The 15,843-nt window shown below is 42.3% G+C and carries 13 protein-coding genes; 1 reads left to right on the forward strand and 12 read right to left on the reverse strand.

The features are described 5' to 3' along the window. Window positions 1-19: 19 nt before the first annotated feature. From folP to rlmE, 3 genes are all read right to left on the reverse strand, one after another. Entirely contained in the window at window positions 20-853 is an 834-nt protein-coding gene (gene folP / locus CXF88_RS04675) for a dihydropteroate synthase (protein ID WP_101085750.1), read from the reverse strand. A gap of 69 nt (window positions 854-922) precedes the next feature. Beyond that, a complete protein-coding gene (gene ftsH, locus CXF88_RS04680) occupies window positions 923-2,896 on the reverse strand; it encodes an ATP-dependent zinc metalloprotease FtsH (RefSeq protein WP_101085752.1) in 1,974 nt (657 codons plus the stop codon). 45 nt (window positions 2,897-2,941) lie between these two features. Continuing rightward, the gene (gene rlmE, locus CXF88_RS04685; protein ID WP_101085754.1) at window positions 2,942-3,571 is read right to left on the reverse strand and encodes a 23S rRNA (uridine(2552)-2'-O)-methyltransferase RlmE; all 630 of its coding nucleotides are present in this window, start codon (window positions 3,569-3,571) and stop codon (window positions 2,942-2,944) included. 90 nt (window positions 3,572-3,661) lie between these two features. Here rlmE and yhbY point away from each other — a divergent pair, with 90 nt between their 5' ends. After that, a complete protein-coding gene (gene yhbY, locus CXF88_RS04690) occupies window positions 3,662-3,961 on the forward strand; it encodes a ribosome assembly RNA-binding protein YhbY (protein WP_011636455.1) in 300 nt (99 codons plus the stop codon). Between the two features lie 67 nt (window positions 3,962-4,028). Here yhbY and secF read toward each other — a convergent pair whose 3' ends face one another. From secF to CXF88_RS04735, 9 genes are all read right to left on the reverse strand, one after another. Further along, complete coding sequence (secF, locus tag CXF88_RS04695; protein WP_101085756.1) at window positions 4,029-4,952, reverse strand: protein translocase subunit SecF; 924 nt, start codon at window positions 4,950-4,952, stop codon at window positions 4,029-4,031. A 4-nt stretch (window positions 4,953-4,956) separates the two neighbouring features. Continuing rightward, a complete protein-coding gene (gene secD / locus CXF88_RS04700; protein WP_101085759.1) occupies window positions 4,957-6,768 on the reverse strand; it encodes a protein translocase subunit SecD in 1,812 nt (603 codons plus the stop codon). Window positions 6,769-6,904: 136 nt separating this feature from the next. Next, complete coding sequence (locus CXF88_RS04705) at window positions 6,905-7,621, reverse strand: hypothetical protein (protein WP_101085761.1); 717 nt, start codon at window positions 7,619-7,621, stop codon at window positions 6,905-6,907. Between the two features lie 458 nt (window positions 7,622-8,079). Then, window positions 8,080-8,556: a transcription elongation factor GreA gene (greA, locus tag CXF88_RS04710; RefSeq protein ID WP_101085763.1), complete on the reverse strand. Its 477-nt coding sequence runs from the start codon at window positions 8,554-8,556 to the stop codon at window positions 8,080-8,082. Window positions 8,557-8,786: 230 nt separating this feature from the next. Continuing rightward, entirely contained in the window at window positions 8,787-12,008 is a 3,222-nt protein-coding gene (carB, locus tag CXF88_RS04715; RefSeq protein WP_059746481.1) for a carbamoyl-phosphate synthase large subunit, read from the reverse strand. 23 nt (window positions 12,009-12,031) lie between these two features. Continuing rightward, window positions 12,032-13,189 carry a glutamine-hydrolyzing carbamoyl-phosphate synthase small subunit gene (gene carA / locus CXF88_RS04720; protein WP_101085765.1) on the reverse strand — a complete coding sequence of 386 codons (1,158 nt, stop codon included), beginning with the start codon at window positions 13,187-13,189 and terminating at the stop codon, window positions 12,032-12,034. A gap of 174 nt (window positions 13,190-13,363) precedes the next feature. Further along, window positions 13,364-14,176: a 4-hydroxy-tetrahydrodipicolinate reductase gene (gene dapB, locus CXF88_RS04725; protein ID WP_101085767.1), complete on the reverse strand. Its 813-nt coding sequence runs from the start codon at window positions 14,174-14,176 to the stop codon at window positions 13,364-13,366. A gap of 83 nt (window positions 14,177-14,259) precedes the next feature. Further along, window positions 14,260-14,877: an FKBP-type peptidyl-prolyl cis-trans isomerase gene (locus CXF88_RS04730; protein ID WP_101085769.1), complete on the reverse strand. Its 618-nt coding sequence runs from the start codon at window positions 14,875-14,877 to the stop codon at window positions 14,260-14,262. Window positions 14,878-14,956: 79 nt separating this feature from the next. Next, the gene (locus CXF88_RS04735) at window positions 14,957-15,763 is read right to left on the reverse strand and encodes a M48 family metallopeptidase (protein ID WP_101085770.1); all 807 of its coding nucleotides are present in this window, start codon (window positions 15,761-15,763) and stop codon (window positions 14,957-14,959) included. Window positions 15,764-15,843 lie beyond the last annotated feature (80 nt).

The raw sequence follows: 15,843 nt of genomic DNA on the forward strand, positions 1-15,843 counted from the left end.
CGTTATTGTGCCGCTGCCACTACAAGTAGGCCATTGTTTCTGACATCACTTTAAGTACATCGACAGTTTCGGGTACATCATGGACACGTATAATATGCGCACCTTGCTGAGCAGCAATCAATGCCCCTGCGAGACTACCCGCAAGACGTTGATCGGTATCACGCGCTAACAGGTCACCCATCATGCTCTTACGTGATAAGCCCACCAGTAAAGGTAAGTGAAACTCATGCAATTTTGGCAACGCAGCTAACAGGCGGTAATTATGCGCTAAAGTTTTGCCAAAGCCAAAACCTGGATCAAGAATTAAGCGTTCGCGCTCAATTCCGGCTGCTTCGCAGTAAGCTATACGCAATTCAAAAAAAGCGGCAACCTCATCAATCACATCCTGATACTCAGGTTTATCTTGCATTGTTTTTGGCTCGCCCTGCATGTGCATCAAGCAAATTGGCACATCTAACGTCGCAGCCATTGCTAAAGCCCCAGGCATTTGTAATGCGCGCACATCATTAATCAAATTAGCACCGGCATTTACCGCCAGTTCCATCACTTCAGGTTTGCTAGTGTCTATCGAAATCCATACGTCGTGTGTTTTTGCAGTATATTCAATAATAGGAATAACCCGTGCGAGCTCTTGCTCAACAGAAACCTCTGCTGCTCCAGGGCGAGTAGACTCACCGCCGACGTCTATAATTAATGCACCTTGTTCAACCATATAATCAACATGTCGACAAGCTTGTTCGAAATCGATGTATTCGCCACCATCAGAAAACGAATCTGGTGTCACGTTTACAATTCCCATTACTACAGGGGCTGACAAGTCGAGCGTTTTATTGGCATGAGTTAATTGAAACAATGGTATTTTCCTACAGTAGATTAAAAACAAGAAAACCCCTTGCGGGGTTTTCTTTATTCACTAAATTATTTATTTAGCTGGTGATTCATCCGCATCATTAGTATCGGCTTTATTATCGACTTTAGCGTCGGTTTTAGCGTCATCCACTGGCGTTTCAATTTCAGATTTAGGCGTGGTATTGCCATTATCTTTATCGTCAGATGATTCATCTTTTTGCCATTCAGCTGGCATACGCACTTCACGGCGATGCATTAAATCGTCAATTTGCAACGAATCAATCGTTTCGTACTTCATCAGTGCGTCTTTCATCGCATGTAAGATATCCATATTTTCTGTCAACATGGTTTGTGCACGTTGATAGTTTTTATCGATAAACATTTTGATTTCTGAATCAATTAATGACGCTGTATCACCTGACATAGCCTTTGATTTACCCATACTGCGACCTAAGAAAACTTCGTTTTCTTCTTCTGCATAGAGTAAAGGACCCAACTTGTCAGAGAAACCCCATTGCGTAACCATGTTACGTGCAATTGATGTCGCGTATTTAATGTCTTGCGAAGCGCCGGTAGAGACTTGTTCGCTTCCGTAAATAAGCTCTTCGGCTAAACGTCCACCGTAAGCAACTGAAATCTGTGATTCTAATTTGCGACGGCTTTGACTAACAGCATCAGCTTCAGGTAAGAAGAACGTCACACCTAATGCACGACCGCGCGGAATAATGGTCACTTTATGTACAGGGTCATGTTCTGGCACTAAGCAACCAACAATAGCATGTCCGGCTTCATGATAAGCCGTCATCTCTTTGTCCGATTCAGACATCACCATAGAACGGCGCTCAGCACCCATCATGATTTTGTCTTTAGCACGCTCGAACTCTTCCATACCGACTACACGACGATTACCACGAGCAGCAAACAACGCAGCTTCGTTAACAAGGTTTGCTAAGTCTGCACCAGAAAATCCTGGGGTACCACGGGCAATAACACTTGCTTTAACATCGTCTGACAAAGGTACTTTACGCATGTGTACTTTAAGGATTTGTTCACGACCACGCACGTCTGGTAAACCGACGACGACTTGGCGGTCAAATCGACCTGGACGAAGTAATGCAGAATCGAGTACGTCTGGACGGTTAGTTGCCGCAATGACAATAACGCCTTCATTACCTTCGAAACCATCCATCTCAACCAGTAACTGGTTTAATGTTTGCTCACGCTCATCGTGACCACCACCAACACCAGCGCCACGTTGGCGGCCTACAGCATCAATTTCATCGATAAAGATGATACAAGGAGAAGATTTTTTAGCTTGTTCAAACATGTCACGCACACGAGATGCACCAACACCGACAAACATTTCGACAAAATCAGAACCTGAAATAGTAAAGAATGGCACCTTAGATTCACCAGCAATAGCCTTCGCTAGCAAGGTTTTACCTGTACCTGGTTGCCCAACCATTAACACGCCCGTAGGAATACGGCCGCCTAATTTTTGGAACTTAGTTGGGTCACGCAAATAATCAACCAGTTCTTTCACTTCTTCTTTTGCTTCATCACAACCAGCGACGTCTGCAAAAGTGGTTTTAATTTGATCTTCGCTCATCAATTTGGCTTTACTCTTACCAAATGACATTGCGCCCTTACCGCCACCACCTTGCATTTGACGCATGAAGAATATCCATACTCCAATTAGCAGTAACATTGGGAACCATGAAATAAAGATTTGAGTTAAGAAACCAGATTCTTCAGCTTCTTGGCCTTTATAGTCAATACCTTTAGTTTGAAGATCATTAATTAAATCTTGATCATATATAGGCATAATTGTGGTGAACTTCTCGCCGGTACGTTTAGTCCCTTCAATAGTTCGTTGATCGCTTTTTATTTCGACCTTGTTAACTTGACCATTTCGAACATTGTCCAAAAAGGCGGAATAATCCATCTTCTGCGAATTCGAAGAAGAGGGGGAATAACCCTGGAAAACTGACATCAGCACAACAGCGATGACAACCCAGAGTATTAAATTTTTAGCCATGTCACTCAAATTACTCGACCTCTTAACAGTCCTGCGATTATTAACTTTAGACTACTACAACTTGTAACCAGTCGCCACTAGATAGACTTCTCGAGAGCGCGCTCTAGAGGAGTCTGGTTTACGGGTTTTTACTACTTTGAATGCCTGTTTGACTGTTTTTATGTAGTCGTCAAAGCCCTCCCCCTGAAAGACTTTAACAGCAAAACAGCCGTTAGGCGTCAACACTTGATGACACATATCTAGCGCCAATTCAACTAAATACATAGCTCTTGGCTGATCTACAGCACCCGAACCACTCATGTTCGGAGCCATATCTGATAGTACCACATCCACTTTATCTTGACCTACTCGCTCAAGCAATGCCTGCAGCACTTTATCCTCTCTAAAATCACCTTGAAGAAAATCAACGCCAACAATAGGATCCATCGGTAAAATGTCACAAGCAATCACTTTACCTTTGTCGCCAGTAAGTTTAACAGCCACTTGTGACCAACCACCAGGAGCAGCACCTAAGTCAACGACTGTCATACCCTGTTTTATTAAGTGATCTTTTTGTTGGATCTCTTCTAACTTGAATGCTGCTCGTGAACGTAAGCCTCGTTTTTGGGCTAATTTCACATAGTGATCATCAAAGTGTTCTTGCATCCAGCGAGTTGAGCTCGCCGTACGTTTTTTGGTTGTCATTTAAATTCCGCAACGATTCAGAGTTACATAAGCTCTATATAAGGGTAGAATACCCGTTTTTCAACAGTAACTCAGCAAAAGTTGGTACAAATGAACTTAACAACCAAACAAAAACAGCATTTAAAAGGTCTGGCGCACAGTCTAAAACCAGTGGTGCTGCTTGGTGGCAATGGACTAACTGAAGGTGTTCTGGCTGAAATTGATAGCGCTCTTACACATCATGAATTGATTAAAGTGAAAGTAGCCTCTGCAGACAGAGAGCTAAAAAATGCCATCGTTGACGCCATTGTACGTGAAACCCAGTCTACGAAAGTGCAACTTATCGGTCATGTGTTAGTTATTTTCCGTCATTCGGCTGAAATGAAAATTGCTTTGCCTAAAGCCAAATAATTTCGCACCCTTTTATAAAAAGCCGCTGAATACAGCGGCTTTTTTATTGGAGATGAATTATCGTTAATCAGGGATGATCAGGTATTGGGATAACTTGATAATGCTCTGCCTTTAAGCCTAGAAACTCAGGCAAGGTAGCACCAATTGAAATCGATGACCAAGTACCGGTTAAAATACCAATAAACATCGCGATAGAAAAACCTTCAAGCGGTGCCCCACCCAAAATCCATAAAGCCACTACCGTTATCAATGTAGTTCCTGAAGTGACCATAGTTCTGGAAAAGGTTGATTTAATTGCTAAGTTGTTAATGTCAGTTATGTTCCACTGTGGTTTAGCCACTAACTGCTCCCGGATCCTGTCCGCAATAATAATTGAATCATTGAGTGAATACCCTAAAATTGCCATTATCGCGGCTAATACAGTTAAATTAAATTCCATTTGGCTTAACGCGAAAAAAGCTAACACAAACACCACATCATGTACCAAAGCAAACAGTGCACCTGACGCTAAACGCCATTCAAAGCGAAAACTTAGATACCCCATAATACACAGCATGGCGACTAATAAAGCTAAACTGCCTTGTTCAACCAACTCTTGTCCCACTTGTGGTCCGACGATACTGCTATTTAACACGTTGATGTCAGTATTTAATGGCGCCAATACTTCAGCCAGTTCTGGGCGTTGATTCTCATCAGGTATATTGGCATATCGTAATACCCAACGGCCTGGTTCACTGGCTGAAATAACACTGACCTCTTGTTGATATGCTGCAGTCATTAATGGCTGTATTTCACTGGCAGTGATGTGATGATCCATTTGAATCTCTGTGACCACACCGCCGGTAAAATCTAAGCCCCAATTAAACCCTTTTATTCCTATCGCGGTTAACGATAACAGCATTAATACAATCGAAATCAGACTCGATGCATAACGCCACTGAGTTAAGTATTTGAGCTTGTCTGTTGAATAATTTGTTTGAGTTGAGTTCATAAAATTACACCTTAATAGCGCGACGAGTGTCACGACCATAAACTAAGTTGATTAATGCGCGTGAAGCAAAAATACCGGTAAACATACTGGTTAATAACCCCAAACCTAAGGTCAACGCAAAGCCTTGAATAGGGCCATTACCAATCGAAAATAACACCACTGCGGTGATCATCGTGGTGAAGTTAGCATCAAAAATGGTTGAAAACGCACTATCAAATCCCACATCAATCGCATTGGCAAAGCTACGACCTTCCGCAAGCTTTTCTTTTATTCGCTCAAAAATAAGTACGTTAGTATCGACTGCCATACCGACAGTAAGCACTAACCCGGCAATACCTGGTAAGGTCAATACCGCTCCAGGAATGAGCGCTAACAATCCAAATAACATCACCAAATTGGCGATTAACGCTATATTTGCAACCCAACCTAAACGGCGATACCAACAAGCCATAAACAGTAATGTAGCCGATAAACCTAAGGCTAGAGCAGCAAAACCATTAACAATATTCTCGGCCCCTAAACTAGGCCCAATAGTACGTTCTTCCACTATGGTTACAGGTGCAGTCATAGAGCCAGCTCTTAATAACAAAGCTAATTGCTGCGCCTCTTGATGGCTACCTGCTCCAGTGATTTCAAAGCGGTTACCGAGTTGACTCTGAATGGTTGCAACACTGATAATTTTAGTGGTTTGTTTGGCTTTACCTTGTTCATCACGGCTGTATTCGCTATAAGCTGTTGCCATAGGTTTACCGATATTATCTCGCGAAAAATCAGACATTAACTTGCCACCTGCAGCGTCAAGACTGATGTTTACTTTCGCCATACCAAAATCGCCAGTAGTGGCTCGAGCATCAATAATGTGATCACCACCGAGTACTGGTTTTTTTGACACATAGACTGGCTCATTATGCTCATCATTCATCACAACAGCATAAAGAGAGTCAGCTTGCACCACTGGATAAAATGCCAAACTAGCGGTTGCACCGATAACATTTTTAGCGGTGGCAGGATCTTGCACTCCTGGTAACTCAATCCTAATCCGGTTCTCTCCTTGACGTTGAACTAGCGCTTCGGTAATACCAAGTTCTTCAATACGGCTGCGCATAATTTGCAAGTTTTGCTGTACCGTTAAATTGGTTAATTTGAGCTGTTCACTTTGGGAAAGATTGATACTCAAAGTTTGTTGATGGCCTGTGACTTGCCATTGAGGGTACTGCTGAGCAATAAATTGTCTTATTTGACCACGAGCATCATCACTGGCGCTGTTAACCGTCAGTTCCGCTCCAGTGCCAAAACGCACCATTACACCGCTGATATGCTGCTCTCTGACAAATTGCTTTACAGCATCACTCACTAATACTGCTTGGTTTTGAAACACTAAATCAAGATCCACATCCAGTAGAAACTGCACTCCACCGCGTAAATCTAAACCAAGTTTAATCGGTTTAACGCCTAAATTTAATAACCAATCCGGCGCTGCTGGAGCTAACGCTAACGTCACTTGAGCTTGGTGTTCAAACTGTTGTGCTAAGGTCTTTTTAGCTTGGGTTTGCATATCGGGATCATCTAACACCACAAGTAAATTATCTTGTTGCTGCTCGATACGCTTACTGTTTATGCCCGCTTGTTGTAACACATGGTGGATTTGTTCCACTGTTAATGATTGGGTCGGTTTAACGGCAAGTTGTACGGCAGGGTCTTCACCATACCAAGATGGCAAAGCACTCATAAATAAGATGATGAGTGTGCTAATTAATAGCCAGTATTTCCACTGAGCATATTGATTTAACGGTTTGGTATTCGATTTTGATTTCATAACACTTGATCTCACTACATCGGGGTAAAACCTCGATAAAAATGTACGTGAGTGATGATAGGTATTGACCCAATTCATCTACCCACAGCAAAACTCATTAGCAAGGCTAATGACATTTTTAATCAATATAATGTAGTTAACAGGTGTGAGCGTGAACGAAAAGTAGATTAGACTCTTTCCAAGCGGAAAGTCTTGAAGGGGCTGAAGCCGTTGATAATACCCAGTCCAATTGCGGACTAAAGTTAATTTGATAGCCTATGGTTAAACTTGGTACTGGCGGAGAAACAAATTCATAGGCCAATAGATAATTAGGTTTTGATTCATCCGATTGATATTGAACAATACTGAGGTAACGCGCTGAATAGGTAGGAACAAAATGAATATCGTTTGAACTAGAATTCTCAGAAACAGAACGTTCAGAGACAGATTTTTCAGAGACTGGGTTTGTTGATGAAGGTTCGCCAACGTAGCCCAATAATGTGCTATTAACATCAATAAGCGTATTGGTTAACGCAGTTAGTTGATTTGAATCTACTGGACTGTTAACGAGAGTATCAATTGTGCTATCTGCTGAATTATTTTCTAAATTATTTTCTAAATTATTGGCTAAATTGTCGATTGAACTGTCTATTGATTTAACTGACGCCAAGGTGATATCAACAGGGGCTGAACTTATTGGTTGTTCACAAATTCGATCATCTGTCAGCGAATCCACATTATATGAACAAGAATAAGAAGTAGACGAAGCAAATGGCATCGATGCTAAAACTAACACACGGCTATTGAGGAGGAAGATTGAACACAACCCCACAATTACCAGCATTAGTAGTATACGAGCCCATGGAAACGTCATAATGACCTTATTTAATCAAGCTACACAATTTCTAAAATTCAAAATTCTAAAATTAACATGTCAAAAACACTATCTAATAAAATCATCTAACAACACTGCCTAATAAAGTAATCTAACAAATTAGTTTTTAAACGATTTTCTAACAGATTGTTCAAAGAATATTATTGCTCATACGGTAAAATGTAACAACAATGTAAACTTAAACGATAATATCTATTGCACCTTTAATCTGCAAATGAATTTTTTTACATGTTCTATCATATCTAGCACATGCATTAACTCTACGATGGATATAAAAAAGCACTAAACAGTATTCTATTTAGTGCGATGTCTGGCTAGTGGCCATTATATCGGTATTGGGTTGTGCATAAAAGTATGATAAATGCTTAAGCAGTTAGTTTAATACAATAACTAAAACAAATGGTTAAGAAAAAGGCACACTCGATTATTCACAATACTTAAAGATATTTAACCGTTATGATTTCATAATCAGTCAATCCACCTGGAGTGGTAATCGATACTTCATCGCCTTCACTTTTACCAATTAATCCACGTGCAATAGGTGAATTAACAGAAATTAAATTTTGCTTAATATCCGCCTCGTCATCACCGACTATGCGATACGTCACTTCAGCATCAGTATCTATGTTCAAAATAGTTACTGTTGTACCAAAAATGACTCGGCCAGTATTTTCTAACTTTGTGACGTCAATAATTTGAGCGTTAGATAACTTGCCTTCGATGTCACGAATACGTGCTTCACAAATGCCTTGATCTTCACGGGCTGCATGATATTCAGCATTTTCTTTTAAATCGCCTAATTCGCGTGCTGAAGCAATTGCTTCAGTAATTTTTGGACGGCGATCGAACTTTAACAATTCAAGTTCTTTACGTAATTGATCAGCGCCAACTACAGTCATTGGGACCTTACTCATAATGTCTTTGTCTCCTTTAAAAACAAAAGCATCCCGTGCTGACGATAAGTCAACACAGTAAAAATTCAGTTGGAAGTACGCAATCGACTTAGCGTGCGTATCTAGGATGCATCTTTTCGATGATGGCAGACAGCTTACCTAAGCTTTTACAGACTTGCTAGTCATCCATCATCAAAATGTCATAAAAAAGGTCGCCAAAAGGCGACCTTAATCGTTAACGCACCATAAAATTAGCTTTTGATGCGTTTGTGTAACTCTTGTAAAGACGTCACCTTGATACGATCATCTGCAGAATGCGCTAAACACGTCGCAAAGGCAGCATTTAATGTCGTAGTGTAATTCACTTTATAGCGCAATGCTCCACGACGGATCTGACGTGAGTCTTCAATTGCTTGACGACCTTCAGTGGTGTTAACAATGTAGGTATATTCACCATTTTTAATACGATCAAGAATGTGTGGACGACCTTCATGCACTTTGTTAACTAAGCGAGGATTAATCCCTGCTTCACCTAAAATAATCGCGGTACCATGAGTGGCATCAATTTCATAACCTAGCTCAATCAGCTTAGAAGCTAAATCGGCAACGCGTTTTTTATCACTGTTACGCACAGATAATAACGCACGGCCCGATTTAGGCACTTCAGATGTAGCACCAAGCTGTGCTTTGGCATAAGCTTCAGCAAAAGTATCACCCACGCCCATGACTTCACCGGTTGAGCGCATTTCTGGGCCTAATAGCGGGTCAACACCTGGGAACTTATTAAACGGTAATACCACTTCTTTTACCGAGAAATATGGTGGAATCACTTCTTTAGTAAAGTTTTGCGAAATTAAGCTTTGGCCAGCCATCACTCGAGCTGCAATTTTAGCTAACGGCACGCCTGTCGCTTTAGACACAAATGGTACTGTACGAGCGGCACGCGGGTTAACTTCAATCATATAGATTTCGTTATCTTTTACCGCAAACTGCACGTTCATTAAACCGATCACGCCTAATTCAAAAGCCAGTTTAGACACTTGGTCACGCATTCTGGCCTGAATATCAGCACTCAAGGTGTAAGGTGGTAATGAACAACCTGAGTCACCAGAGTGAACTCCTGCTTGTTCAATATGCTCCATAATGGCGCCAACCACCACAGTTTCACCGTCACACACTGCATCGATATCCACTTCAATCGCATCATCTAAGAAGTGATCAAGTAATACTGGTGATGCATTAGATACTTTAACCGCTTCATTGAAGTAGCGTAGTAAATCTTGCTTGTCGTATACGATTTCCATCGCACGTCCACCCAACACATAAGACGGACGTACAACCAACGGATAACCTATTTTTTCCGCTTCTATCACAGCACTTTCAACTGTTGTCACTGTCGCATTTTCTGGCTGCTTCATGTTCAAACGTTGAATGGCTTGTTGGAAACGTTCGCGGTCTTCTGCACGGTCAATCGCATCAGGGCTGGTACCAATAATCGGTACGCCTGCGGCTTCTAATTCGCGCGCGAGTTTAAGCGGAGTTTGGCCACCGTATTGGACGATTACACCTTTTGGCTTTTCGATACGCACAATCTCGAGTACGTCTTCTAGCGTTACAGGTTCAAAGTATAAGCGGTCAGATGTATCGTAGTCGGTTGATACCGTTTCAGGGTTACAGTTAACCATGATGGTTTCATAACCGTCTTCACGTAATGCTAATGCAGCATGGACACAGCAATAATCGAACTCAATACCCTGGCCAATTCGGTTAGGGCCACCACCCAAAATCATGATTTTGTCACGGTTCGATGGGTTAGATTCACATTCTTCTTCGTACGTTGAGTACATGTAAGCCGTGTCAGTTGAGAATTCAGCAGCACATGTATCTACACGCTTGTATACCGGATGAATTTCATGGCGATGACGTAGTTTACGAATTTCGCCTTCACTCACACCTAACACATCAGCTAAACGTAAATCAGAGAAACCTTTACGCTTTAATTGACGTAAGTAGTTTTGCTCTAAACCTGACATACCAAGCTCAGCGACTTTCGCTTCTTGGGTAACCAAATCTTCGATTTGAACGAGGAACCAGTGATCAACGTTAGTCAGAGTGAAGATATCATCACGACTTAAACCAGCACGGAATGCATCGGCTATATACCAAATACGGTCACAACCTGGCTCTTTTAATTCATGACGGATACGTTGCATCGCTTCTGGTGATTGTAAATCAACCAGAGAATCAAAACCGTTACGACCCACTTCAAGGCCACGTAACGCTTTTTGTAATGACTCTTGGAAAGTACGGCCAATGGCCATTACTTCACCCACAGATTTCATTTGGGTTGTTAGACGGTCATTTGCACCGGCAAACTTTTCAAAGTTAAAACGGGGGATTTTAGTCACAACGTAATCGATTGCAGGCTCGAACGACGCTGGTGTTTTACCGCCAGTAATGTCGTTGCTAAGCTCATCAAGCGTAAAACCAACCGCTAACTTAGCAGCAATTTTAGCTATCGGGAAACCGGTTGCTTTAGAGGCTAAAGCAGATGAACGTGATACACGTGGGTTCATCTCAATAATAACCATACGGCCAGTATTAGGACAAATACCAAATTGTACGTTTGAGCCACCGGTTTCAACACCAATTTCACGCAGTACCGCTAAAGAAGCGTTACGCATTAATTGATATTCTTTATCGGTTAGCGTTTGTGCCGGTGCAACGGTAATTGAGTCACCGGTGTGAACACCCATCGCATCGAAGTTTTCGATAGTACACACGATAATACAGTTATCGTTGCGATCACGAACCACTTCCATTTCATATTCTTTCCAACCAATTAATGATTCATCGATCAATAATTCGTTAGTTGGCGACAAGTCCAAGCCTTGAGAACAAATCTCTTCAAACTCTTCTTTGTTGTAGGCAATACCACCGCCGCTGCCACCCATGGTGAAAGACGGACGAATGATACAGGGAAAGCCCACCATATCTAATACGCCATACGCTTCATCCATGTTATGAGCAATACCCGCACGCGGGCAGTCTAAACCAATGGATTTCATCGCTTTGTCGAAACGACTACGGTCTTCAGCTTTATCAATCGCATCCGCTGTCGCACCAATCATTTCAACATTAAACTCTTTTAGTACGCCTTGTGCTTCAAGCTGAAGCGCGCAGTTCAGTGCAGTTTGTCCACCCATCGTCGGTAGAATTGCATCTGGACGTTCTTTGGCGATGATGTTGCGTACCACTTCCCAATGAATAGGCTCGATATAGGTTGCATCGGCCATTTCAGGGTCGGTCATAATCGTTGCTGGATTAGAGTTAACCAGAATAACGCGATAGCCTTCTTCACGAAGTGCTTTACAAGCTTGCGCACCTGAATAATCAAACTCACACGCCTGGCCAATAACAATTGGACCGGCACCTAGGATAAGAATACTTTTTATATCTGTACGTTTTGGCATTGCTTCTGTCTTCTCCCAGATAACTACTTGGCGTGCTGACGGTATTGTTCAATTAGCTCGATGAAATGATCGAACAGCGGTGCGGCATCGGTTGGCCCAGGACTCGCTTCAGGGTGTCCCTGGAAGCTAAATGCTGGCTTATCCGTTAGGTGAATACCTTGTAACGAACCATCAAATAACGACTTATGCGTCACCTTGATGTTTGCTGGCAATGTGGTTTCATCAGCAGCAAAACCGTGGTTTTGACTGGTGATCATCACGCGACCATTTTCAACATTGCTCACTGGATGGTTTGCACCATGGTGACCAAACTTCATTTTTAAGGTTTTCGCACCAGAGGCTAATGCAAGTAACTGGTGGCCTAAACAAATACCAAACACTGGAATATCAGTTGTTAATATTTGCTGGATAGCAGTAATAGCATAATCACATGGCTCAGGGTCGCCAGGACCATTTGATAGGAAGACCCCATCAGGGTTCATGGCAAGGACATCTGCAGCAGATGTTTGAGCAGGCACTACCGTCACATCACAACCACGGTCAACCAACATACGTAAAATATTACGTTTTACACCGTAATCGTACGCGACAATTTTATATTTGAGTTCCGCTGCTGGTGTTTCAGACGGTAAACCACCGACTAATTTCCAGCTACCGTTACGCCATGTATAAGCTTTATCGGTGGTCACTTCTTTGGCTAAATCCATGCCTTTTAGACCTGGGAACGCTTTCGCAGCTGCCAGAGCTTTCGCTTCATCTAGGTCGCCGACCATAATACAACCGGCTTGGGCGCCTTTTTCACGCAAAATTCGAGTTAGTTTGCGGGTATCAATATCAGCAATACCAACCACATTATTCGCTTTTAAATAATCGCTTAATGATTGTTGGTTGCGGAAATTACTCGCCATAAGCGGTAAGTCACGAATAATTAAGCCACATGCATGAACCGAATCCGATTCTGTGTCTTCATCATTAGTACCTGTGTTACCGATGTGAGGATAGGTTAATGTTACTATTTGGCGTGAATATGAAGGATCTGTAAGGATCTCTTGATAACCTGTCATTGAAGTATTAAATACCACTTCACCAACAGAGATACCGGTAGCACCAATTGCGGTGCCAGAGAATACTGATCCATCTTCGAGTACGAGTAAGGCAGACTGTGTCAACGCGACCTCCAGAAAAGAGCCAAGCCACTTAAAATTATGTGTTTTTATTTTGCACTAAAATACCAATTTTCGATAAATTACGAAATTTTGACAAATTCTAGCGATTGTATAAGAAATTCGTTTTTACGTCTATATTTTGTAGGATTGTTTTCAAAAAAAAACACCAACGAATGGTGTTTTTATTATCTAGTTCAATCCTAATACTTGTTGCATGTCATACAGACCTGCATTTTGATCGGAGAGCCAAAAAGCCGCCCTCATTGCCCCATTAGCAAAGGTCATTCTACTCGATGCTTTATGGGTTATTTCCAGCCGTTCGCCTATGTCAGCGAACATTGCGGTATGTTCACCGACAATGTCACCAGCACGAACCGTTGCAAAACCTATGGTATTAGGATCACGTTCACCAGTAATACCTTCACGCCCAAATACCGCACATTGGTCTAAATCACGACCTAATGTTTGGGCTATAATTTCACCCATTTTAAGTGCAGTACCTGACGGTGCATCCTTTTTATGCCGATGATGCGCTTCGATTATTTCGATATCGGTATAATCACCCATCACCTCTGTAGCCAGTGCGAGCAACTTCCACATCACGTTAACACCGACAGACATATTAGGCGCTAATACCACTGGCACTTGTTCTGAATAGGCACCAATTTGCTCTTTTTGAGCATGATTAAAACCTGTGGTACCAATGACAATAGCTTTGTGATTTTTTGCGCACCAATCGAGATGAATAATGGAAGATTCAGGTGACGTAAAATCAATTAATACGTCAAAGTCGTCAACCACTTTATCCAGTGAATCGGTAATGGCAACATTCATCGCGCCAACACCAGCAAGTACACCAGCATCAATACCGATTAAACTTGAACCTGTACGTTCAATAGCTGCGCCAAGTATTATGACTTGTTGCTGTTTAGCAGATTCAATCAGTGTACGGCCCATACGGCCACTGGCACCAACTACAGCAATTCTCACTTTTGCAGTCATTTCATTCTCCCAGTGTTAACTAAAGGTAAACACACAAACAGCATATACAAAAACGCCTAAGTTAACTTAGGCGTTTTTAACAACTAGATAATTTCTAACAATTCAACTTCGAAGACCAAAGCTGAATAAGGCGGGATTGAAGCACCCGCGCCACGCTCACCGTAAGCCAAGTGATGCGGGACATATAATTTTAGCTTAGTGCCAACTGGCATTAACTGTAATGCTTCAGTCCAACCAGCGATAACACCAGATACTGGGAATTCAGCAGGTTGGCCACGAGCAACAGAGCTGTCGAACACATCACCACTGATGAAAGTACCATGGTAATGAGTACGTACGGTTGAATCATACGTTGGTGTTTCACCGTCGCCTTGTACAAGCACTTCGTATTGAAGACCAGACTCAGTTATCGTAATACCGTCACGCTTAGCGTTTTCAGCTAGGAATGTATCACCTTCAGCGGCAGCAGCTTCTGCAGCAGCTTCTTGTGCTTCTTGTAAACGACGACTAATTTCAGTAAATGCAACTTGAAGCTCTTCCATTGATACTGCGCTTTCTTTACCGGCAAATGCATCAGCAAGACCAGCTTGAACAGCAGGGATATCAATACCTTCAAAAGAGTTTGCTGCTAGTTGCTCGCCCATTTGACGACCTACACCGTAGCTAGCATGCTGTTCCATAGTGCTGAACAAATCTGACATAATAATTTTCTCTCAATAAACATAAAAAATTCGCACAAGAGTTTATCACAATAAACCCCGTAAATGTTGGCAAAAAACGCTATTTAACTTGAGCAATTTTACACTCAGCCAAAGACTGTTTTCTTGCCTGTGTATAAAGCGGCATCACTTGATTCTGTGCCGCTTGCAAGTCTTCAATTCGGTGACTGTGTGACGGGTGAGTCGATAGCAGTTCAGGGCCTTGGGCTCCGCCCGCTTTAGCCATGTTTTGCCACAAATTAACACTTTGAGCTGGATTAAAACCTGCTTTGGCCATTAGCTCAAGACCAACAATATCAGCTTCAGATTCCTGACTGCGGCCAAAAGGTAAAATAATGCCCACATTCGCCCCGAGCCCCAGTCCGGCCATGTACAAATCTTTATTGGCAATACCCGATGCTCCTAATGCGGCATCCGCAGCTTGCATGCCAAGACCCGTTATCTGCGCTCGAGATACTTGCTCGTTTCCATGTTGTGCTAAAACGTGCGCCACTTCATGTCCCATAACCGTAGCCAATTGATCTTGATTCGTCGCCACATTTAGTAAACCGGTATAGACACCAATATGGCCACCAGGTAGCGCAAACGCATTGACTTGATCTGATTCAAACAACACGACATCCCATTGCTGCGATTGGTCGGGCAACACCGCAGTGATACGTTTGGCAACACAGTTCACATATTGAGTTTGCGCTTGGTTTTGACTTGTTTTTTCACTTTGCTTCATTGTCTCAAACGACTGAGCACCCATTTGCTGCATCTGGGTATCAGAAAACAACAAGGTTTGCCCTCGACCTGTTGGCGATTGACTATTAACACAGCCAACTAATAAAGCAGAAACGAGTAGGGTTAGCGCGAGAGGTTTCATGTTGTCATCCCTTAAAATTCATTTAGCCAAAAAGCTAATCGATCATTCATTTATTTTATACCAATCAACTGGACCAATGC

This window comes from Shewanella sp. ALD9, from assembly GCF_002836315.1.
Lineage (GTDB): Bacteria > Pseudomonadota > Gammaproteobacteria > Enterobacterales > Shewanellaceae > Shewanella.